Source organism: Oerskovia turbata, from assembly GCF_000718325.1.
Lineage (GTDB): Bacteria > Actinomycetota > Actinomycetes > Actinomycetales > Cellulomonadaceae > Oerskovia > Oerskovia turbata.
Genome location: NZ_JOFV01000006.1, coordinates 126,273 through 147,509, shown reverse-complemented (window position 1 = coordinate 147,509; position 21,237 = coordinate 126,273). Strand labels below are relative to the sequence as shown.

The window sequence follows — 21,237 nt, the reverse complement described above, 5'->3', positions numbered from 1 at the left end:
CCCGAGCCGGCTCGAGCGAGCCCGCCTGATCGGACGTCGCCATCGCAGAGAGGGCGATCCCACCGTGTCGCAGCCGACCAGCCCGACCCTTCAGCCGTTCCCCGCGTCCTCGGCGCAGGCCCACCAGGCGCGGCACCTGCTCGCGCTCCCGGGGGACGTCGAGGTCGACGAGGTCGAGACCCTCGCCGTGTCCAGGTTCGCGGGCGCGCGGTGGGACGTGGCGCCGTCGGGCACGGATCCCCTGACCCCGGCGCCCCGCACCGCCAAGCCGGGCGAGCCCGGTGTGCTGCGGACGTCACGGCACACGACGCTGACCGGGCCGTACTCGCCGTGGTCGGCGGACGGGGTCAACCCCGGCCTGCCGCCGGGCACGGACCAGGTGTTCGACGTCGTGTGCCCGCGCGACCGCGGTGACGCCCCGCTCCCCGGTGGCGGCGACCGTGACGGGGTGGGGCGTGCGTTCCCGGCGGGGCTGCCGACGCGCGAGGAGGAGCGCGTGATCTCCTGGCTCGTCGAGGTCGCGCGGCGTCTGGGCGGCTCGATCCGCGTCGACACGGCCAACGCGGCCTCGCCGGCCGTGGTCCTGACGCCGGACCCGGGCGTCGCGGTCGACATGTCGGTCTTCTCGGACGTGTGGCTCGACCCGCAGGCCGCGATGGCCGTCGTCGGGGCGGTCCACCCGCGCGTCGTGCTCGCGACGGAGGGCAGCCCGTACCAGGGGCCGCCGCAGGGCATCGGCGAGCTGCCCCTGTACCGGGGTGAGACGCTCGACCCGGAGCTGCGTCGCGCGCTCCACGCGCAGGCGGACGACATCGACATCGCGGCCCTGACGAGCGGCAAGGTGCTCGACGGCTACGGTCTCCTGATCGACATGGGCGTCGACGGTCTCGTGGCGGTCGAGGTGGGCGGTGAGGAGCAGCTCCCGCTGCTGCTGCGCAACGTGCCGTGGGCGTCGCAGGGCGCGGTCGCGTACCGCGTGCGCTGGGAGCCGCGCGACCTCGTCGAGTCGCAGATGGAGGTGCCGTCGTTCGAGCTGAAGGTCGCGCGCAAGCGTGCGACCGAGCTCGTCGCGTCCGTGACCCGGGCGATCTACGCGGCCGTGGGTGGTGAGATCGCCGACGCGGCCGACTTCCTGGTGGACCCGCAGGACGTCTGAGGGTTGGTTGCGCTCTCACGGCAGCCCGCATACTCTCGACCGGCCGGTCGGAACGGGATGAACAGGGCGAGGTGGGCATGGCGCAGGGCGCAGCGGGCAGCAGGGCGGCCGCAGCCCGCCGCCGGGGGAACCCGTTGGCGCTCGCGGTCCTCGCGCAGCTCGGCGACAAGCCCATGCACCCCTATGAGATCGCGCGCGTGCTCAAGGACGGCCGCAAGGACGAGTCGGTCAGGCTGAACTACGGCTCGCTCTACTCGGTCATCACGGCGCTCGCGCGGGACGGGTTCATCGAGCCCGCGGGCACGGAGCAGGACGGCAACCGTCCCCAGCGCACGGTCTACCGGCTCACGGACGCCGGGCGCGACGAGGTCGACGACTGGATGCGCAGCCTCCTCGGCGTCCCCGTCAAGGAGTTCCCGCAGTTCCTTGCGGCGCTCAGCCTCATGCAGGTCCTCGCGCCCGACGACGCCGCCGCCCTCCTGCGCACCCGTCTCGTCGCGCTGCGGGTCGCGGTCCGCCGGCTCGAGGACGACGTGGAGCGTCGCGTCGAGGCCGTGCCGGCGCCGTTCACGGCCGAGACCGAGTACGAGCTCGCGCTGCTCCTCGCCGAGCTCCGGTACACCGAGGCCCTGGTCCGCCGCCTGGGCGACGGCACGCTCCGCGGACTCGACGACTGGCGGGCGAGGCCTTCCGACGGGGCGACGACCTCCAGCTAGCAGGGTCCCTGCGGTGGCCGATCCGTGGCCCGGTGGTGCATTCCCGCTGAACCTGTGACATCTCCCACCGGCCGACGGGGCGTCGAGTGGTCTTGCGGGTCTCGTTGAACGGTAAAATACCTACCGGACCCGGTGCGTCTCCGGGCCGTCCTCCTCCTGCGCGACGTCGAGCAGGAACGGTCGGCCAGTGCGACGTGACTGCTCCGCGTTCTCGCCCACCCGCCCCCGACCAGGACGGAGCGGACGTGCTCTATCTGCTCGTTGCGCATCTGGCAATGGCACTCGGCGCGCCCGCACTCGTGTCGGTGCTGGGCCGCAAGGCGTTCTTGGTGATGGCCCTCGCGCCCGCCTCCGCCGCCGTCTACGCCCTCAGCTGGACCACCCGCGTCATGGAAGGCGTGCACCCGACCGAGGTCACCCAGTGGGTGCCCGGGCTGGGGCTCGAGCTCGCCTTCCGCATGGACACCCTGTCCTGGCTCATGCTGCTGCTCGTCGGTGGCGTCGGTGCGCTGGTCCTCGTGTACTGCTCGGCCTACTTCTCTCCCACCGCTTCCGGGCTCGGGCGGTTCGGGGCCGTGCTCACGGCGTTCGCGGGGGCCATGGTCGGCCTCGTCACGTCGGACGACATGCTGCTCCTGTTCGTCTTCTGGGAGCTCACGACGGTCTTCTCCTACCTGCTGATCGGCCACTACGCGGACCGCAAGGCGAGCAGGCGAGCCGCGATGCAGGCCATCGTCGTCACGACGGCGGGCGGCCTGGCGATGCTCGTGGGCGTCGTGATCCTGGGGGTCCAGGGTGGGACGTTCCGCCTCTCGGAGATCATCGCGGACCCGCCGACGGGTGGTGCCGTGACCGCGGCGACCGTGTGCCTCCTGGCCGGTGCGGCGAGCAAGGCCGCGCTCATCCCGCTGCACTTCTGGCTCCCCGCGGCCATGGCAGCGCCCACCCCGGTCAGCGCGTACCTGCACGCCGCCGCCATGGTCAAGGCCGGCGTCTACCTCGTCGCGCGCTTCGCCCCCGCGTACTCCGACACCACGGTGTGGCGCACGATCGTCATCGTCCTGGGGGTCGGCACGCTCCTCGTGGGCGGCTACCGCGCGCTGCGCCAGCACGACCTCAAGCTCGTCCTGGCGTTCGGCACCGTGAGCCAGCTCGGCCTGATCGTCCTGCTCGTGGGCCTCGGGACGCGGTCCGCCGCGCTCGCGGGCCTCGCGATGATCGGGGCGCACGCGATGTTCAAGGCGTCGCTGTTCCTCGTCGTCGGCGTGGTCGACGCCGCGACCGGCACCCGCGACCTGCGCCGCCTGACGGGCGTCGGGCGCGCGCTTCCCCTGACCGCGCTCGCCGGCGGGCTCGCGACCGCGTCCATGATCGGTCTGCCCCCGCTCGCGGGCTACGTCGCGAAGGAGGCCGCGCTCGAGTCCCTCCTGCACGGGGAGGGTCCGGCCTGGGTGGACACCGTCGTGCTGGTCGGTGTCGTCGTGGGCTCGATGTTCACCGTCGCCTACGGCGTGCGGTTCTTCTGGGGGGCGTTCGCGACCAAGCGGCACGTCGCCGCGGCGGTGGCGCGCGCCAACGAGCACGTCCGGGTCGACGCCGTGACCAAGGACGCGGCCGCGCAGGGCTCGCCCGCGTCGTCGACGCCCGCGCAGCGCGGTACCGGGTTCCTGCCCGACGACGAGCCGATCGACCCCGCACGCATCCACCGGCAGCCCGCGCTGCTCGTGTGGCCCGCCCTCGTGCTGGCCCTCCTCGGGCTCGCGACGGCGCTCGTGCCGCACTTCGGCGAGGACCTGCTCGCGCCCTACGCCGACACGTACCCGGTCGGCGAGCCCGGACACCTGGTCCTCTGGGCGGGCTTCACCCCGGCCCTGGGTCTGACGGTCCTGATCCTCGGGGTCGGTGCCGTGCTGTTCTGGCAGCGCAACGCCGTCGAACGGTTCCAGGCCTCGTTGTGGACGGGCCCCGAGGCCGACCGCACGTACCGCCGGATCATGCGCCGCCTCGACGAGGTCGCGGCGGACGTCACCGCGGTCACCCAGCGTGGTTCGCTGCCCTTCTACCTCGGCGCGATCCTCGTCGTCCTGGTCGCGGGGCCCGGTCTGCTGATGTTCGTCGGCGGGCAGTGGCCCGAGCAGGTCAAGCCCTGGGACCGTCCGGCGCAGGTCGCCGCGGTCGCGGCCATCTGCGTCGCGTCGATCCTCGCGGCCCGCTCGCGCCGCCGCCTCAAGGCCGTGATCCTCGTCGGGATCGCGGGCTACGGCAACGCCATGCTGTTCCTGCTGCACGGCGCCCCGGACCTCGCGCTGACCCAGGTGCTCGTCGAGACCATCACGCTCGTCGTCATGGTGCTCGTGCTGCGCCGCCTGCCCCCCTACTTCTCCAACCGTCCGCTCGTCGCGTCGCGGTGGGTGCGCCTGGGGCTGGGCGTCGCGGTCGGCGTCGTCATGATGGGCTTCGCCCTGACGGTCCCGCTCGCGCGCGTCGCGAGCCCCATCTCGCTCGACTTCCCCGCCGAGGCGTACATCCACGGCTACGGCAAGAACATCGTCAACGTGACCCTCGTCGACATCCGCGCCTGGGACACCATGGGTGAGATCTCGGTGCTCCTCGTCGCGGCGACCGGGGTCGCGTCGCTCGTGTTCCTGCGTACCCGCAGCGGCGAGATCCTGCGCGAGCGCGACGCGACGTCGTCGGGCGCGACCACTCCCGGCATCTGGGCCAACGAGGAGGACCCGGGCGCGGCGCTGCGCCGCCGGGGCGTCGAGGCGGCCACCGAGGCGGGCAAGCAGCCGCGCATGCTCGTGTGGCTCAGCGCCGGGCGGACGCTCGCGCCGCAGCGGCGGTCGGTCATCTTCGAGGTCGTCACGCGCGTGCTCTTCCACTCGATGATCGTGTTCGCGATCTTCCTGCTGTTCTCGGGGCACAACGCGCCAGGTGGCGGGTTCGCGGCCGGGCTCGTCGTCGGGATCGCGCTCATCGTGCGATACCTGGCGGGCGGGCGGTACGAGCTCGGGGAGGCCGCACCGGTCCACCCGGGCCTGCTGCTCGGCACCGGCCTGTTCCTGTCCGTCGGGGTCGGGCTGATCGGCCTGCTCATGGGCAAGAGCGTCCTGCTGAGCACCGCGATCGACATCAGCCTGCCGCTCATCGGGACCGTGCACCTCGTCACGTCCCTGTTCTTCGACGTCGGGGTGTTCCTCGTCGTCGTGGGCCTCGTGCTCGACATCCTGCGCACGCTCGGCGCCGAGATCGACCGGCAGGCCGAAGCCTCCGCCCGGGAGGACGCAGGGCCCATGGAAGCGATGGAACCGGACCAGATCGGAGGGGGGCGACGATGAGCCTGACGAACCACCTGCTCGCGCCGCTCCTGCTGCCCGCCGCGGACGTCGACCCCGCCGACGTGGCGCGCACCACCGACAGCATCGACATGACCCCGAGCCTGATCCTCGTGCTCGCGATCGGCGTGCTGTTCGCGACCGGTGTCTACCTGCTCCTCGAGCGCAGCCTGACCCGCGTCCTGATCGGCTTCATCCTCATCGGCAACGGTGCGAACCTCATGTTCCTCGTCGCCGGCGGGCGCGCCGGGGGCGCACCCCTCACGGGGACGACGCCCCCTGACCAGATGAGCGACCCGCTCGTCCAGGCGATGGTGCTGACCGCCATCGTCATCACCCTGGGCCTGACGGCGTTCGTGCTCGCGATGGCCTACCGGTCGTGGCAGCTGCACGGCCACGACGAGGTGCAGGACGACCTCGAGGACCGCCGGGTCGCGCGCCACGCGGCGCGCAACGCCCCGGCCTTCGAGGACAGCGACACCGAGGAGAGCGGAGAGACCCTGGACGACGAGGCCTCGCAGGTGTTCGACGAGACCGACGGCGACGGGGACGGGGAGACCGACGTCCGCGACGTCGGCCGTCCCGAGAAGGACGTCCCGCCGGCGGGCAGTACCAGCGCCGAGCGAGGTGAGGGCCGATGAACCTCACCTACGGGTTCGCGACCCTCGTTCCGCTGCCCGTGGTCCTGCCGCTGTTCGCGGCGGGCCTCGCGCTCGCGCTGTGGCGCCACCCGCGCGCCCAGCACATCATCTCCGTCGCCGCGCTGTCCCTGGTGCTGGCGGCCTCCGTCGGACTGCTCGTCGGGGTCGACAACGGCCCCATCGTGGTCGACGTCGGGGAGTGGGCGGCGCCCGTCGGCATCGACCTCGTCGCGGACCGGCTCTCGGCGCTCATGCTCACGGTGTCGAGCTTCGTGCTGCTGTGCGTCCTGCTCTACTCGCTGGGGCAGGGCGTCGCGGACGGGCACGACAAGGCCCCCGTCGCCATCTACCACCCGACCTACCTGGTCCTGGCCGCGGGGGTCGCGAACGCGTTCCTCTCGGGCGACCTGTTCAACCTCTACGTGGGATTCGAGATCCTGCTCGCGGCGTCCTACGTCCTGCTGACGCTCGGCGGGACGGGCGAACGCATCCGCGCGGGGTCGATCTACGTCGTCGTCGCGCTGCTGTCGTCGGTCATCTTCCTCGTCGCGATCGCGATCACGTACGCCGCGACGGGCACGGTCAACCTGGCCCAGCTCGCCGAACGGCTGCCCGACGTGGACCCCGGGGTCCGCATGACGCTCCAGCTCCTGCTGCTGCTCGCGTTCGGGATCAAGGCGGCGATCTTCCCGCTCTCGGCCTGGCTCCCGGACTCCTACCCGACGGCGCCCGCGCCCGTCACGGCGGTGTTCGCCGGGTTGCTGACCAAGGTCGGCGTCTACGCGATCATCCGCACGCAGACGCTGCTGTTCCCCGACAACCGGCTCGACACCGTCCTCATGTGGCTCGCGCTGCTGACCATGGTGATCGGGATCCTGGGTGCCGTGGCGCAGAACGACATCAAACGTCTGCTGTCGTTCACGCTGGTCAGTCACATCGGGTACATGATCTTCGGGATCTCGATGGCGTCGGAGGCCGGGATGGCGGCGTCGATCTTCTACGTCGTGCACCACATCACCGTCCAGACGACGCTGTTCCTCGTGGTCGGGCTCATCGAGCGGAGAGGCGGGTCCACGTCCCTGGACAAGCTGGGCGGTCTCGCGAAGATCGCCCCGGGGCTCGCGATCCTCTTCTTCGTCCCCGCGATGAACCTCGCGGGCATCCCGCCGCTGTCGGGCTTCCTCGGCAAGGTCGGGCTGCTCCAGGAGGGCGTCGCGCAGGGCACGCCGCTCACGTGGGCGCTCGTCGTCGGCAGCGTCGTGACCTCGCTCCTGACGCTCTACGCGATCGTCAAGGCGTGGAACAAGGCGTTCTGGCAGACGGCCCCGGTCGAGCTGCCGTCGACCGGCACGCCACGCGGCATGGTCGGGCCGACGACGGCGCTCGTCGCCTTCGGTCTGGCCCTCACGTTCGCCGCCGGGCCGCTGTACTCGTACGCCGAGCGGGCCGCCGGGAACCTCATGCAGCCGTCGACGTACGTCGACGCGGTCTTCCCCGACGACTCCGGTCGCGGTCAAGGGGTCTCGAGCGACCTCGTCGAGGAGGAGCAGGGAGGTGAGGGGTCGTGAGCCTGCACCGTCGTAGAGGCCCGCTCGCGGGCGGCTGGTTCAGCCGGCTCACCGCGCAGTGGCGCACCGTCGTGTGGCTGACCGTCGTGTGGGTCATGCTGTGGGGAGACCTGTCGTGGGGCAACGTCCTCGCAGGGGTCCTCCTCGCGAGCCTGCTCATCACGTTCATGCCGCTGCCGTCGATCGCGACGAGCGGCACGGCGCGCCCCTGGCCGCTGCTCGTTCTGGTCGGCCGGTTCGTCGCCGACCTCGTCGTCGCGTCCTTCCAGGTGAGCATGCAGGCCTTCCGTCTCCACCACACCCCGCACGGGGCCGTGGTCGGGGTGCGGCTGCGCAACCCGTCGGACATCTACATGACGATCACGTCCGAGCTCAGCTCGCTCGTGCCCGGCTCGCTCGTCATCGAGGCCCACCGCCTCACGGGGATGCTCTACCTGCACGTGCTGGACCTCGACGCCGCGGGCGGTGCCGACAAGGTCCGCCAGGACACGCTCGACCTCGAGGCCCGCGTGCTGCGCGCCTTCGCGTCGAACGACGACCTCAAGGCCGCCGGGCTGTACCACCCCCGGGGCGGGACGCCCGAGCCCGCGGGCGCGACGCCGTCGGGCGGGGGACCCGGGGCTGCCGGGGCGCCCGGGGCCGACGGCGCCGCTCGCCGGACCGAACCACGTACCGACCGAGGGGAGGGGCAGCGATGATCGTCGTCGTCCTGATCTGCGCCGTGCTCCTCGCCGCGGCCGCGACGCTCGCCGTCGTCCGGGCCGAGAAGGGCCCGTCGATGCTCGACCGCACCATCGCGCTCGACGTCTTCACGACGACGCTCGTCGGCACCATCGCGCTCGAGGCCGCCTGGTCCCGGCGTACCGAGACCATCCCGATCCTCGTCGTGCTCTCGCTCGTGGGCTTCGTCGGGTCCGTGACCATCGCCCGGTTCGCGTCGGTCGAGCCCGAGGGCGAGGGGCGCATCAAGACCCGCGAGGAGATCGCGGCCGAGGAGGCCGAACGCCTCGCAGCCGAGGAGGGCGAGCATGACAAGGCCGCCGACCCCGAGCACGGCGCGGAGCACGAACCCGACGCGCTGCACGAGGTCGAGGAGGCCGCGGCCCCCGAGGTCGACGGCTCGACCGGACCCGAGGAGGCACGCTCATGAGCTGGACCCTGGTGGCCGACGTGCTCGCCGCGATCTTCCTGCTGTGCGGGGCGTTCCTCGCGTTCGCCGCCGGTGTCGGCGTCGTGCGCTTCCCGGACCTGCTCGCGCGCATGCACGCCGCGACCAAGCCGCAGGTGCTGGGGCTGATCCTCGTGCTCATCGCGCTCGGGCTGCGGCTGCGGAGCTGGTCGGCCGTGGGCATGCTCGTGCTCGTCGTGATCTTCCAGCTCATGACGTCGCCCGTCGCCGCGCACATGGTGGGCCGTGCGGGCTACCGGACCGGGAAGGTCCGCCCGGACCTGCTCGTGCTCGACGACCTCACGGCGGACCAGGAGGCGGCGGACCGCGAGAAGGACGTGGCCGACCGCGAGGCGGCGGCCCGAGCGGAACCCGCCGAGGGTGACGCGACCGACCGCCGAGGGTGACGGCCGCGCCCGCCGAAGGTGACGCCCCGGACCGTCGAGGGTGACGACGGCACCCGACGAGGGTGACGACGGCGCCCGACGAGGGTGAGCTTGCCTCAGCCGCCGGTGAACATCGAAGTCGTCAGCTCAGAGTCCACCGCGAGGCAGGGTCCGGCCAGGGCGTCGAGGGCGACGGACCAGGCGTCCGACCTGATGACCGCGGGTTCGGTCCTCGTCCACAGCTCGACCGCCGGGACGGCCTCCTGCAGGTCGGCGACCGCCTGGCCGACGGCACTGTCGCCGCTCGAGGGGATGCGGTGCAGCACATGTGTCGCGACCTCGTACCAGCCCTGCTGCTCCTGGACGGCCATGCGCCCCTCGGCGAGGGCGATGTCCGCGTTCTCCACGATCGACTGGACGTCGGAGACCGCCGCGCACGCGGCGACGTCCTGCGCCACGTCATCCTCGGACGTACTCGCCTGCACCACTTCCGTGGGTCCGGGAAGGGCACTGCTCCCGCCGCTGCAACCAGCCGCCATCAGCGCCACCAGCACCAGAGCCGAAGCCCCGGCCGCCGTGCTTCCTCGCATGAACGCACCCCCGTCGTGACCGTGTGTGGCCTGAGACTACACAGCACGACCGGTGCGACTCGCACAGGCGCAGCCGACGGCACGAGCGACGGGCGCCCGCCGAGGGTGACGAACCCGCCCGCCGAGGGCGACCGGCCCCCGCGCGCCCCGGCAGGTCCGGTGATAGACCCGCTACATGACCTCGTCGCCCGGTGCACAGCCCCCCACGCGGCCTGTGGCCGACAGCCCGCGCGTCGTGAAGACCGAGGAGCATGCCGAGAGCGCGTTCACGGTCATCGTCGCGTTCGGCGCGAACCTCCTCATCGCGGTCGCGAAGTCGGCTGCGGCGGTGCTCACGGGTTCGGCGTCGATGGTCGCCGAGGCCGTGCACTCGTGGGCGGACACGGGCAACGAGGTGTTCCTCCTGATCGCGAACAAGCGGTCGCGCAAGCCCGCTGACCACGACCATCCCCTGGGGTTCGGGCGCGAGGCGTACGTGTGGTCGATGTTCGCGGCGCTCGGGCTGTTCGCGGTGGGTGCGGGCGTCTCGATCACGCACGGCATCCAGGAGCTCGTTCATCCTGAGCCCGCGGACGACTTCGGGATCGCGTACGCGGTGCTCGGTGTCGCGTTCGTCCTCGAGGGAGTCTCGTTCCTCCAGGCGAACCGGCAGGCGCGCAAGGAGGCGAAGAAGGCCGAGCGCGACCTGCTCCAGCACGTCCTGGTCACGTCCGACCCGACGCTGCGGGCCGTGTTCGCCGAGGACGCCGCGGCCCTCATGGGCCTCGTCGTGGCGTTCGTCGGCATCTTCCTGCACCAGGTCACGGGTTCGCCTGTGCCCGACGCGATCGGTTCGATCGTCGTCGGCCTGATCCTCGGGGTCATCTCGTGGATCCTCATCGACCGGAACCGGCGCTTCCTGGTGGGTGAGCCCGCGGGGGTCGCGACGCGCGACGCCGTGCTGCGCGAGCTGCTCGCCGACCCCGAGGTCGACCGGGTCACGTACCTGCGCCTGGAGTTCGTCGGGCCGCGGTCGCTGTACCTCGTCGCGAGCGTCGACCTCGTGGGGGACGACGACGAGCACGTGGTCGCCGAGCGCATCGACGCGCTCGAACGGCGGGCGACCGCGGCGCCCGTCATCGCGGGGGCGGTCATCTCGGTGTCCCCGGCGAGCGAGCCGTCGCTGGAGCCGTCGGCGCCGGCGACTGCGTAGGGCGGCGTGCCGCGGCGGGTCGCGCTACGGCACCGGGCCGGTCAGTCCGGCAGCCGCTCGTCGAGCCACGTGAAGACCTCGTCGAGGAACGCCGTCCGGGCCGGTTCGGGCGACAGGACGAGGTCGTGCGCGCCGCCCTCGATCTCGACGAGGGTCACGTCGTCGCCCAGCCCGGGCGCTCGGTCCTTGATGTGCTGGACGTCGAGCACGCTGTCGGTCGTCACGACCTCGGGGTGCCAGCCCTTGTTCGGCCCGGACCGTGTCGACGTCAGGACGAGCACGGGGCACTGGACGTGCAGCCCGCGTGCTACCTGCGCGTGCCCGCGCCGGATCTCGCGCAGCCAGCCGGCCCGGACGGGGAATCCCTCGTGCGGCTTCCAGCCGAGCTCGTAGGTCCACTCGCCGCCGGTCCCGGTGTGCAGGGCCTGCCCGTAGGCGTCGTCGAGCGAGCCGACGACGAGCCGGGGGGCGAAGCGTCCGACGACGTCGATCACCCGGGTGGAGATCACACGGTCGAACCAGGACGAGTTGAGGTCGAACCAGGGGCTGTTGAGGACGAGCGCAGCGACCTTGCCGGGGCGCGCGTTGGCCCACAGGCTCGTGACGAGGCCACCTGTCGAGTGCCCGACGACCACGAGCTCGTCGTGCCCCTCGGCCCGGATCACGGCGGCCGCCGCGTCGAGGTCCTGGGCGTAGAGGCTCAGGTCGTCGACCATGTTGGGGTCCTTGCCGGCCTCGGTCCAGTGCGCGAGCGACCGGCCGTACCCGCGCAGGTCGATCGCGTAGAACGCGTAGCCGTGCTCCTCGAAGGCGTCACCGAGGTGGGTCTGGAAGAAGTAGTCGACGAACCCGTGGACGTACAGCACGGCCCGACGGCGCCGCTCACCTCCGGGGCTCGTCGCCCTGCGGACGAGCGTCGCGGTGTCGCCCCCTGGGAGGTCGAGCGTGCGGGCGACCCAGTCGGGTCCGAGGACGTCCTGCTGCCAGCCGTGCGTCATGGCGCCATTGTCCACCGCCCACCCAGACCTGTCAGAGCGAGCGTGACCTGGAGTTCTCGCTGGTTCTGACAACACGCCCGGGGAGGCGGGGACGTCGTGCGGTGGGCGGGGTCCGGTGCGATGGTGGCTGAAGGTCCGAGTTGCTGTGTGCGGAGCGCAGTGCAGACATGACGGGCAGAGTTGAGTGGAATAGGCTCAAGTCAGGTCCTGTTGTTCCAGGTAGACCCAGACCCTGAAGTATCCGGAGACCCCATGGACACCAAGTTCACCACCATGTCCCAGCAGGCCGTCGGCGAGGCCATCCAGACCGCGTCGGCCGCCGGCAACCCCCAGCTCGAACCCGTGCACCTCCTCGCCGCGCTGCTCACGCAGGAGGGTGGCGTCGCCGTCGGGCTGCTCGACGCCGTCGGCGCGAACGCCCAGGCCATCGGCCAGAAGGTGCGTGCGGCGCTCGTCGCGCTGCCCACCGCGAGCGGCTCGGCCGTCGCCCAGCCCACCGCGTCGCGCAGCACGTCGGCCGCGCTCGACCTGGCCTCGAAGGAGGCCCAGGGCATGGGGGACGAGTACGTCTCGACCGAGCACCTGCTCATCGGCATCGCCGCGGGTTCCTCGCCCGCCGCGCAGATCCTCGGCGACGCCGGGGCGAGCGCCGACGCGCTGCGCTCGGCGCTGCCCGCGGTCCGCGGCTCGGGCCGCGTGACGAGCCCCAACCCCGAGGGCACGTACAAGGCTCTCGAGCAGTACGGCCAGGACCTCACCGCGGCCGCGGCCGAGGGCAAGCTCGACCCCGTGATCGGGCGCGACGCGGAGATCCGCCGCGTCGTGCAGGTCCTCTCGCGCCGCACCAAGAACAACCCCGTCTTGATCGGCGAGCCCGGCGTCGGCAAGACGGCCGTCGTCGAAGGCCTCGCCCAGCGCATCGTCGCGGGCGACGTCCCCGACTCCCTCAAGGGCAAGAAGCTCGTCTCGCTCGACCTCGCGGCCATGGTCGCGGGCGCCAAGTACCGCGGCGAGTTCGAAGAGCGTCTCAAGGCCGTCCTGGAAGAGATCAAGTCCTCCGACGGCGAGGTCGTGACCTTCATCGACGAGCTCCACACCGTGGTCGGTGCGGGTGCGGGCGGCGAGGGCGCCATGGACGCGGGCAACATGCTCAAGCCCATGCTCGCCCGCGGCGAGCTGCGCCTGGTCGGCGCGACGACCCTCGACGAGTACCGCGAGCACATCGAGAAGGACCCGGCCCTGGAACGCCGCTTCCAGCAGGTCTTCGTGGGCGAGCCCTCGGTCGAGGACACCGTCGCGATCCTGCGCGGGCTCAAGGAGCGCTACGAGGCGCACCACAAGGTGACGATCGCCGACTCGGCGCTCGTGGCCGCGGCCGCCCTGTCCGACCGCTACATCACGGGCCGCCAGCTCCCCGACAAGGCGATCGACCTGGTCGACGAGGCCGCGTCGCGCCTGCGCATGGAGCTCGACTCCTCGCCCATCGAGATCGACGAGCTCCAGCGTGCAGTCACGCGCCTGGAGATGGAGGAGGTCGTGCTCTCGGAGTCCGACGACCCCGCCTCGCGCGAGCGCCTCGAGAAGCTGCGCGCCGACCTCGCCGACCGTCGCGAGGAGCTGTCCGCGCTGACCGCGCGCTGGGACGCCGAGAAGGCGGGCCACAACCGTGTCGGTGACCTGCGCGCCAAGCTCGACGAGCTGCGCGTCCAGGTCGAGCGGGCCATCCGCGAGGGCGACCTCGAGACCGCCGGCCGCATCCAGTACGGCGAGATCCCGCAGCTCCAGGAGCAGCTCCAGGCCGCCGAGCAGGAGGAGGCGTCGGTCGACGACTCGGTCGCCGAGCAGGCACCCATGATCGCCGACAAGGTCGGTGCCGACGAGATCGCGGAGGTCGTGTCCGCGTGGACGGGCATCCCCGCGGGCCGCATGCTCCAGGGCGAGTCCGAGAAGCTCCTCCACATGGAGGACGTGATCGGCAAGCGCCTGATCGGGCAGAAGGCCGCCGTCGCGGCCGTCTCGGACGCCGTACGGCGTTCGCGCGCGGGAGTCGCCGACCCCGACCGCCCCACGGGTTCGTTCCTGTTCCTCGGACCCACGGGCGTCGGCAAGACCGAGCTCGCGAAGGCGCTCGCGGACTTCCTGTTCGACGACGAGCGCGCCATGGTGCGCATCGACATGTCGGAGTACGGCGAGAAGCACAGCGTCGCACGTCTTGTGGGTGCCCCTCCGGGGTACGTCGGCTACGAGGAGGGCGGCCAGCTCACCGAGGCCGTGCGGCGCAGGCCGTACTCGGTCGTGCTGCTCGACGAGGTCGAGAAGGCGCACCCCGAGGTCTTCGACATCCTGCTGCAGGTGCTCGACGACGGCCGTCTGACCGACGGACAGGGCCGCACGGTCGACTTCCGCAACGTCATCCTGGTCCTGACGTCGAACCTGGGCTCGCAGTTCCTCGTGGACCCCATGCTCGACGACGCGGCCAAGCGCGAGGCCGTCATGTCGGCGGTCCGGTCGAACTTCAAGCCGGAGTTCATCAACCGGCTCGACGACGTCGTGATCTTCGACCCGCTGAACCTCGACGAGCTGGGGCGGATCGTGGACATCGCGGTCGACCGGCTCGGCGAACGCCTCGCGGACCGTCGCCTCACCCTCGAGGTCACGCCCGCCGCGCGCGAGTGGCTCGCGCTCGAAGGGTTCGACCCCGCGTACGGGGCGCGCCCGCTGCGCCGCCTGGTGCAGCGCGAGATCGGCGACCGCCTGGCGCGCAAGCTCCTGGCGGGCGAGGTCGCGGACGGCGACACGATCGTCGTCGACCGGTCGCTCGCCGAGGGCGAAGGGCTGGAGCTGACCGTCCAGCGTTGACGCCGTTCGCGGGGCGGCGCGCGCCGTCGGCGGTAGCTCCTCCTGCCCGACGGCGCCGCTCATCCCAGGCGTCCACGGCCCGGTCCCGGAAGGGGCCGGGCCTTCGTGCGTCCCGGGTGAGGTGCTCGTGCCATCGGCTCCGGAGCGGTGAGCCGAGACCTGCCGAGCGTCTGGTTCTCACCCGCAGTCTCGGGGCATACTGGGCAATCAGCCCACATTCCACCGACGGAAGGTCGCTCGTGCCGCCGGAGTCCCCGATGCTCGACCACCTTCCCCCGACCCGCGCTGCGCGCCGCCTCGCCGAGCAGGAGGCCGACTCGCCGTCGCGGGTGCAGCGTCGTCGGCGGGCCGAGGCAGTCCGGCACGCCCGCTCGACCGGTGCCACCGGTTCTACCGGCAGAGCGCGCGGACCTCGTGGTCTGCCGCAGGTGGCGGTCGTGACCCTCGGCCTCGTGGGCGGGCTGCTCGTGGTCCCGGCGACGCAGGAGCTCGGCGGCGAGGGACCTGGTCTCGAACCGATCGGTGCACGCTGGGACGCTGCGCTCGGCCGGGGGGACGACCGCGCCAGCCGCAGTGCTGACGGGCGCGAGCCGCTGCTCGCCGAGGCGGGCAGCAGCGGACCCGCCGGGAACGCTCCGCAGCAGCCCGGGGGCACCGCCGCCGAGCAGCCCACCGCCGTGGCCCCAGCGCCGGAGCCTTCCGCCGACGAGGCCCCCGTCCCGGCACCCCCGCCTGCCCCGGAGGACCCCGCGGCGCCGCCCCAGCAGGGCGCGACCGGACCGGAGGTCCAGCAGGTCCAGGAGCGCCTCCAGGTGCACGGGGCCACTGTCCCGGCCGACGGCGTGTTCGGGCCCGGGACCGACCGCGCGCTGCGCACGTTCCAGGACGCGAACGGCCTCGAGCCCGACGGCGTCGCCGGCCCCGCGACCCGGGCCGCGCTGCTCGCCGACCCGACCACGACGCCAGGTGCCACCGGGAGTGAGGGGGGAGCGACGTCGTCGGGCGGGGGCGAGACCGCGGGTGACACGGCCGCCGCCCTTGCGCTCGTCAACACGCACCGCGCGACCGCGGGCTGCCCCGCGCTGCGCGCCGACGACCAGCTCGGGCGCGCCGCGACCCTGCACGCGCAGGACATGGTCGCGCAGGGGTACTTCAGCCACACGAGCCTCGACGGTCGGACGTTCGGCGACCGCGTCACGGCCCAGGGCTACGCGCGACCGGGCGGAGAGAACATCGCCGCCGGGCAGAAGACCGCCCAGGCCGTGGTCGACGCGTGGATGGCGTCCGAGGGGCACCGCGCGAACATCCTCAACTGCGACTTCACGACCATGGGGCTGGGGCGCGCGGGCAACACCTGGGTGCAGGTCTTCGGGTACTGAGCACGTCCGGAGTGCCCGACTCGTCCCCCTGTCGGGCGAGCGGGTGCCGCGCACGACATACTCAGGTGTGAACCCGTCCCAGGAACAAGCGCCCGAGCCCGCCGCCCAGCAACGCCTCGACCACGCGCCGCTCCGCTCGGCCGTGATCGTCAACCCGAACCGCGTCGAAGGCCTCGACGAGCTCCGCCGCACCATCGAGACCCAGCTCGCCGACGCGGGCTGGCCCGCCCCCGCCTGGCTCGAGACGACCGCGGAGGACCCCGGCACCGGGCAGGCCCGCCAGGCCGTCGAGGACGGTGCCGAGGTCGTGTTCGTGAGCGGCGGCGACGGCACCGTGCGTGCCTGCATCGAAGGCCTCGTCGGGACCGACGCCGCCCTCGCGGTCCTGCCCGGCGGCACGGGCAACCTCCTCGCGGGCAACCTGGGCATCCCGCCCCGGCCCGAGGACGGCATCCGTCTCGCGCTCGACCGCGGTCGCCGCGCTGTGGACATCGGCGAGGTCGACGGGCAGGCCTTCGCCGTCATGGCCGGCATGGGGCTCGACGCCGCGATGATGGAGGACGCCCCGACCGCGCTCAAGGCCAAGGCGGGAGTGATCGCGTACGTCGTCTCCGCGTTCAAGCACCTCGCCGACGACGAGATGAAGGTCCAGGTGAAGGTCGACGACCGGCCGATGCTGCGCCGTCGGGCACGGACCGTGGTCGTCGGGAACGTCGGCCGCCTCCAGGCGGGCGTCAACCTGCTGCCCGACGCCGAGCCCGACAACGGGCAGATGGACGTCGCGATCATCGCCCCCCGCAACCTCGGCCACTGGATCCAGCTCCTCGTCGGGGTGCTGCGGGGCCGCAAGCGCGTCCCCAACATGGAGGTGCTGCGCGGGTCGCGGATCTCCGTGATCTCCGACCGGCCGCAGCCGCGCCAGCTCGACGGGGACGTGATAGAGCCCTCGAAGAAGCTCGAGGTGACCGTCCGCGCCGGGGCGCTGTGGGTGTGCGTGCACCAGCCCGACACGTCGGACGACATCGCTGACGGGCCGCCGGCCGGAGGTTGATCCACAGCCCGAGGTGCCATGCCCACGTCGCTGCGCTGAAATCCTCTGACGGAATGGTGAGCAGGGCTCAAGGTCGGGCTGAGTTCCTGCGAGGATGTGCGGCGCAGGGGCTTTCCAAGGGGGGAGGCCTGTAGGGGGAACGTAATGAAGCGGAAGATCATGGCTGTTGGTGAACAGCGCGTATCCGAGCTGGATCCGTACCCAGAACTACGGGCAGGCGATCTTCCGTGGCGTGACGTCCGCAGGGAAGGTCGCGACCTGATCGCGGACAGGGGGTTGTAGCTGGGGGGAATCGCAGTCCTGGTCGTGCTGAGTGGATGCCCGACGGTGCCGTCCGAGTCCCCAGGGCCGTTCGCGGCCGAGTTTGCTCAGGCGCGCGACCAGGCCACGACGGACTTCGAGCGAGACGTTCTCGAGGACGACGAGATCGCCGTGGCAGAGCTCGACGAGGCACGGCAGAGGTTTGCCCGTTGTGTCGAGGACCTGGGGTACACCGTCTCGTTCGGTGAGCTCGGGATGCGTATCGAGTACCCGGGAGTCGACGCGTCGAACGCGACCGAGACCGAGGCGGCTTCGCAGAAGGCGATCGAGTGCGAGGTCGGATCGATGACGCGGCGGCGAATACCCAAGTCGTTCCGCCAGGCGGCACGTCGTCTCCTGCGCGACCGACGATGCAGGCGTGGCGTCAGAGGGGTGGGGTGTCGTCTACGTCGAGGACACCGACGCGACCAGGCTGCATGAACCGACCCCAGCCGATGCGCTGGCCGCGACCGCCCGGATGATCGAGGAACGCGGTCTGCTGGGGACTGATCCCGTCGTCGTCACTCTCGACGGTGTCGATTCGGAGGTGGTCCAGCCGGGGCTCGAGGTGGATAGGTCGTAGCTGCGGGATCCGCCTGACGAGACAGGAGAGGTGGCTCTCGCGGGAGGGGCGGGCGTGTCGACGACGGCCTGAGCACCAGACCGGGATGTACGCCCCGTTCAAACAGTGAGAACTCCTGACGAATCCCTTGTGGGGCCGCATCGAGTGCTGCCAGTGTATGGGGTGCAGGGGCTTCCCAGGGGGGGGGGAGGCCTGCAGAGGGGAACGCAATGAAGCGAAAGATCATGGCTGTTCTGACGGCTACGGTGATGGCGTTCGGGACGTCGGTCCTGCTGGGGTCAGCTGCCCAGGCGTCGGCTCACATCGTCTGGGTCAGTAACGGCGTCTACAACTGCCATGTCGTCGCCGTCAAGGAGACACGCAAGGCCGAGGTCTACTCAGCCGGGACCTCAGGGAGCTGCGTGTACGGCCGTGCGAAGGCCGGCTACTACACGGGCGGAAAGCTGGTCTATCTCACCGGCTCCTACGGTGTCTCGAGATCCGTCGTAACAGTAGGTCCCGCGTTCGGCTTTACGAGCTTCCTCGCGGCAGGTGGTGGCTTCGCAACCCCGGGTCCGTGGAAGGCGTACTGATGTCTGGGGCAGGGAGGCAGAAGGCAATTGCCGCCTCCATTTTCTTGGTCCTGAGTGTTTCCGCCGGCTGCACCACGCAGTCGGCGGAAACGCCCGACCCGTACGCGGCTGAGATCGAACAGGCGCGTGCGGTGGCGACGACCGACCTGCAGAGGGCGGTTCTCGAGGACGGGAAAGTCACGGATGCAGAGTTCTCAGAGATCGAGCAGGACGTCGTCCGCTGCGTCGCCGACCGCGGGTACCTGCTCGAGATAACCAACGGCGGGTACAAGCTCACGATGCCGGACGGCGAGGGATTCGACAGCGAGGCGGACGGAGAGATCGGGACCGCCACGCAGGACGAGTGCTTCGCGGAGCGAATGGGAATGGTGGAATCTCTTTACCACGTCATGCGCCAGAATCCAGAACGTGAGGACATGTCGACGCTGCTAGCTGACTGTCTGGTGCGTGGCAGCGTGGTCGATGCTCCGTTCAGTGGACAGGACTACTCGGAGACGCTGGCGGATCCGCCATACGACACGAACGACCCTTTGGTGGTCGCGTGCTACGACGACCCACGTGGGGCGCACGGTGGGACGACCTGAGCCTGCGCCCAGGCGGCGGGGCATTAGTCCCGCCGCCAGGCGCGGGGGCTCGGACGAGGCCTGGGAGACGTTGGGCAAGGAGTGCTCGCCGTGTCCGGGTAGCTGGAGATCGAGCCCCTCTACGGCGAACTCGACGTGAACCCCGCTTCGCTGCGCCGGCTCCACCAGGGGGAGCGTGCAAGGGGACGCGAAGGAGCGAATGGTCATGACCGGGGCGACGCGGCACCGGGCGGTGACCGCCGAGCGCGAGAGCCGACGGCAAGAGCCCACCGACGTGCTGGTACCCGTAGCGGGGACATGACGGCCAGGACTGCGTACCCGATACTCCGACCGGCGCGTCGGCCGAGATGAAGAATGTCGACGCACAGCGCTCGGCGAGACAGGGGACGAAGCAGTGCAGGAAGCTCCGTCGGGAGCACGACGATGGCAGGGGTGATCCGTGCTCGCCCTGGTGGCGGTCGCGGTGATGGCGGTCCCCGGCTGTGCGCCGGGGCCCGAGGAGGAAGAGAACCCCTACGCCGCCGAGTTCGCCAGCGCCCGCAACGCCGCCACGACCGATACCGGCCGGAAGATCCTCGAGGACGACGTCATCACCGCGGCCGAGTACCAGGAGGTCGAGGAGGCGTCGGTCCAATGCATGAGGGACCAGGGCCTCGGCGTCACGATCGAGGACGGGGGAGGGGTCACGATCGGGAAGGAGGGGTGGACGATGGACACCCCGCAGGCGGAGAGCGACGCGATCAGCGCGCAGGTCGACGCGGTGCGTGCTGAGTGCTGGGCGAAGTTCGACATGGGCGTCCTCCATCTGTACTGGGAGCTGCGCAGGAACCCGGAGAACGTGGACTTCAACCAGGCCATCGCCGGCTGCATGGTCCGCGGAGGGCACCGGGACGAGGGCTACGACAAAGAGGCGTACACGGAGGAGCTGGCGCGGTACTCCATCACGCTCAAGGCCGCCGCCGATGGCACTGATGTCGAGGTCGAGGGCGACATGTCCGGTCAGGAGTTGCCACCTGAGATGGCGGCCTGCCAGGAGAGCCCGGAGCGGTGAGGCGCTCGGCGGCACCAGGCCACGCACATCACCAGCGGCACGTGTTGAGCGGCGCGTCCACCTTGGAGAGGAGAGGCGCCGACGCGCCTCTCGACGTCGCACAGAGCGCTGGGGCAACGCATCGACGACCATTCGTGAGCGGCCCGTACGAAACCCTTGTGCTGGCAGGGGCACGCTGCCAAGATGTCGTGGACGAGCGCTCTCCAGGACTCGTTCGCCGCGGACTACGAGGGACGTGACGTGGCGTTCCGATGCCGGCGCTGGGCCGGATCGTCGAGGCGCCCGGCTTTGCGCCGTGCCAGGCGGAAGAGCCGCGAGACGGTCTCGGAACGGCCGGAATGTGATGGAACCCTGGGCCGCTGTCGCGCGTGTTCAGGTCAGCGACCGGTTTCGGCATCGCAGGGTTTGCGGAGTAGGGGAGTTCGCATGCAGGGTGAAGCTCGACGGCGAGCACAGGGCACGGTGCTGATGCTCGCCCTGGCAGCGGTAGGGGTGACTGGTTGCTCGGGTGAGGCCGAGGCGCCCAATCCCTACGCGGCCGAGTTCGCCAAGGCCCGCAGTGAGGTCACGACCGAGGTCGCGCGCAAGATCCTTGAGGACGACGTCATCACCGCGGCCGAGTACAGGCCGGTCAAGGACGCGTCGATCCAGTGCATGCGGGACCAGGGGCTCACGGTCGAGCTCAACGAGGTGGGTGGGCTCACCTTCGAGAACGTCGGGTCCACCTGGGACACCTCGCAGGAGGAGCTCGACGCCTGGGAAGTGCGGATGACGACGGCCATGGACGAGTGCGAGGGGAAGTTCGACATCCCCGTGCTCGAGAGCCTCTACGGGTCGGTGACAGACAACCCCGACAACAAGGACCTTCTCCAGGCCGTCGCCGACTGCCTGGTCCGTGGCGGCCACCGCGACGAGGGCTACGACAAGGCGGACTACATCGAGGAGATGTCGAGCTACGCGACCAGCATGAATGTCGCCGACGACGGCTCCACGACCGAGACTCCGGGAGCACTGGCCGGGCAGGCGCCACCTTCTGAGATGACGGCCTGCGAGCGGGACCCGGAGCAGTAGTCCCCGACAGCACGACACCGCACGACCCAGCGGC

19 protein-coding genes are annotated in these 21,237 nt (G+C 71.3%); 17 read left to right on the top strand and 2 right to left on the bottom strand.

All coding sequences use genetic code 11. The annotated features are described in order from the left end of the window. The first annotated feature begins 64 nt into the window (after positions 1-64). The 8 genes from IE95_RS0108040 to mnhG all read left to right on the top strand — a co-directional run bounded on the left by IE95_RS0108040 (position 65) and on the right by mnhG (position 8,994). Positions 65-1,156, top strand: coding sequence for a hypothetical protein (locus tag IE95_RS0108040; RefSeq protein ID WP_030151111.1), 1,092 nt, complete (start codon positions 65-67; stop codon positions 1,154-1,156). Positions 1,157-1,233: 77 nt separating this feature from the next. Beyond that, on the top strand, positions 1,234-1,872 hold the full coding sequence (locus IE95_RS0108035) for a PadR family transcriptional regulator (RefSeq protein WP_084690014.1): 639 nt from the start codon (positions 1,234-1,236) through the stop codon (positions 1,870-1,872). A 245-nt stretch (positions 1,873-2,117) separates the two neighbouring features. Further along, entirely contained in the window at positions 2,118-5,213 is a 3,096-nt protein-coding gene (locus IE95_RS0108025) for a Na+/H+ antiporter subunit A (protein ID WP_051702885.1), read from the top strand. Positions 5,214-5,302: 89 nt separating this feature from the next. Further along, the gene (locus tag IE95_RS0108020) at positions 5,303-5,851 is read left to right on the top strand and encodes a Na(+)/H(+) antiporter subunit C (protein ID WP_030151108.1); all 549 of its coding nucleotides are present in this window, start codon (positions 5,303-5,305) and stop codon (positions 5,849-5,851) included. Continuing rightward, a complete protein-coding gene (locus IE95_RS0108015) occupies positions 5,848-7,419 on the top strand; it encodes a Na+/H+ antiporter subunit D (RefSeq protein WP_030151107.1) in 1,572 nt (523 codons plus the stop codon). The genes IE95_RS0108020 and IE95_RS0108015 overlap by 4 nt, the downstream gene beginning before the upstream one ends. Further along, positions 7,416-8,117, top strand: coding sequence for a Na+/H+ antiporter subunit E (locus IE95_RS0108010; protein WP_084689963.1), 702 nt, complete (start codon positions 7,416-7,418; stop codon positions 8,115-8,117). Before IE95_RS0108015 ends, IE95_RS0108010 begins: the two co-directional genes overlap by 4 nt. Next, entirely contained in the window at positions 8,114-8,569 is a 456-nt protein-coding gene (locus tag IE95_RS20080; RefSeq protein ID WP_084689962.1) for an MrpF/PhaF family protein, read from the top strand. The genes IE95_RS0108010 and IE95_RS20080 overlap by 4 nt, the downstream gene beginning before the upstream one ends. Continuing rightward, positions 8,566-8,994 (top strand): monovalent cation/H(+) antiporter subunit G, encoded by a 429-nt coding sequence (gene mnhG / locus IE95_RS0108000; RefSeq protein WP_051702884.1) that lies wholly within the window; start codon positions 8,566-8,568, stop codon positions 8,992-8,994. Before IE95_RS20080 ends, mnhG begins: the two co-directional genes overlap by 4 nt. A 95-nt stretch (positions 8,995-9,089) precedes the next feature. Here the strand turns inward: mnhG and IE95_RS0107995 are convergent, their stop codons facing one another. Beyond that, on the bottom strand, positions 9,090-9,431 hold the full coding sequence (locus IE95_RS0107995; protein ID WP_030151103.1) for a hypothetical protein: 342 nt from the start codon (positions 9,429-9,431) through the stop codon (positions 9,090-9,092). Between the two features lie 307 nt (positions 9,432-9,738). Here IE95_RS0107995 and IE95_RS0107990 point away from each other — a divergent pair, with 307 nt between their 5' ends. Further along, positions 9,739-10,755, top strand: a complete 1,017-nt coding sequence (locus tag IE95_RS0107990) for a cation diffusion facilitator family transporter (protein ID WP_084689961.1) — start codon at positions 9,739-9,741, stop codon at positions 10,753-10,755. 41 nt (positions 10,756-10,796) lie between these two features. Here IE95_RS0107990 and IE95_RS0107985 read toward each other — a convergent pair whose 3' ends face one another. Then, a complete protein-coding gene (locus IE95_RS0107985) occupies positions 10,797-11,753 on the bottom strand; it encodes an alpha/beta hydrolase (protein ID WP_030151101.1) in 957 nt (318 codons plus the stop codon). Between the two features lie 252 nt (positions 11,754-12,005). Between IE95_RS0107985 and clpB the strand changes: the two genes are divergently transcribed. From clpB to IE95_RS0107945, 8 genes are all read left to right on the top strand, one after another. Then, the gene (gene clpB / locus IE95_RS0107980; RefSeq protein ID WP_030151100.1) at positions 12,006-14,612 is read left to right on the top strand and encodes an ATP-dependent chaperone ClpB; all 2,607 of its coding nucleotides are present in this window, start codon (positions 12,006-12,008) and stop codon (positions 14,610-14,612) included. 257 nt (positions 14,613-14,869) lie between these two features. Continuing rightward, positions 14,870-15,991 carry a CAP domain-containing protein gene (locus tag IE95_RS19540; protein WP_051702883.1) on the top strand — a complete coding sequence of 374 codons (1,122 nt, stop codon included), beginning with the start codon at positions 14,870-14,872 and terminating at the stop codon, positions 15,989-15,991. A 67-nt stretch (positions 15,992-16,058) separates the two neighbouring features. Further along, positions 16,059-17,042 carry a diacylglycerol/lipid kinase family protein gene (locus tag IE95_RS0107970; RefSeq protein ID WP_036571480.1) on the top strand — a complete coding sequence of 328 codons (984 nt, stop codon included), beginning with the start codon at positions 16,059-16,061 and terminating at the stop codon, positions 17,040-17,042. Between the two features lie 327 nt (positions 17,043-17,369). Next, positions 17,370-17,783, top strand: coding sequence for a hypothetical protein (locus IE95_RS20370; protein ID WP_129429517.1), 414 nt, complete (start codon positions 17,370-17,372; stop codon positions 17,781-17,783). 351 nt (positions 17,784-18,134) lie between these two features. Beyond that, a complete protein-coding gene (locus tag IE95_RS0107960; protein ID WP_129429516.1) occupies positions 18,135-18,497 on the top strand; it encodes a hypothetical protein in 363 nt (120 codons plus the stop codon). Beyond that, positions 18,497-19,081, top strand: a complete 585-nt coding sequence (locus tag IE95_RS0107955) for a hypothetical protein (RefSeq protein WP_030151095.1) — start codon at positions 18,497-18,499, stop codon at positions 19,079-19,081. The genes IE95_RS0107960 and IE95_RS0107955 overlap by 1 nt, the downstream gene beginning before the upstream one ends. Positions 19,082-19,520: 439 nt before the next feature. Continuing rightward, positions 19,521-20,132, top strand: a complete 612-nt coding sequence (locus IE95_RS0107950; RefSeq protein ID WP_030151094.1) for a hypothetical protein — start codon at positions 19,521-19,523, stop codon at positions 20,130-20,132. A gap of 426 nt (positions 20,133-20,558) precedes the next feature. Beyond that, complete coding sequence (locus IE95_RS0107945; RefSeq protein ID WP_129429515.1) at positions 20,559-21,203, top strand: hypothetical protein; 645 nt, start codon at positions 20,559-20,561, stop codon at positions 21,201-21,203. The last annotated feature ends 34 nt before the right edge of the window (positions 21,204-21,237 follow it).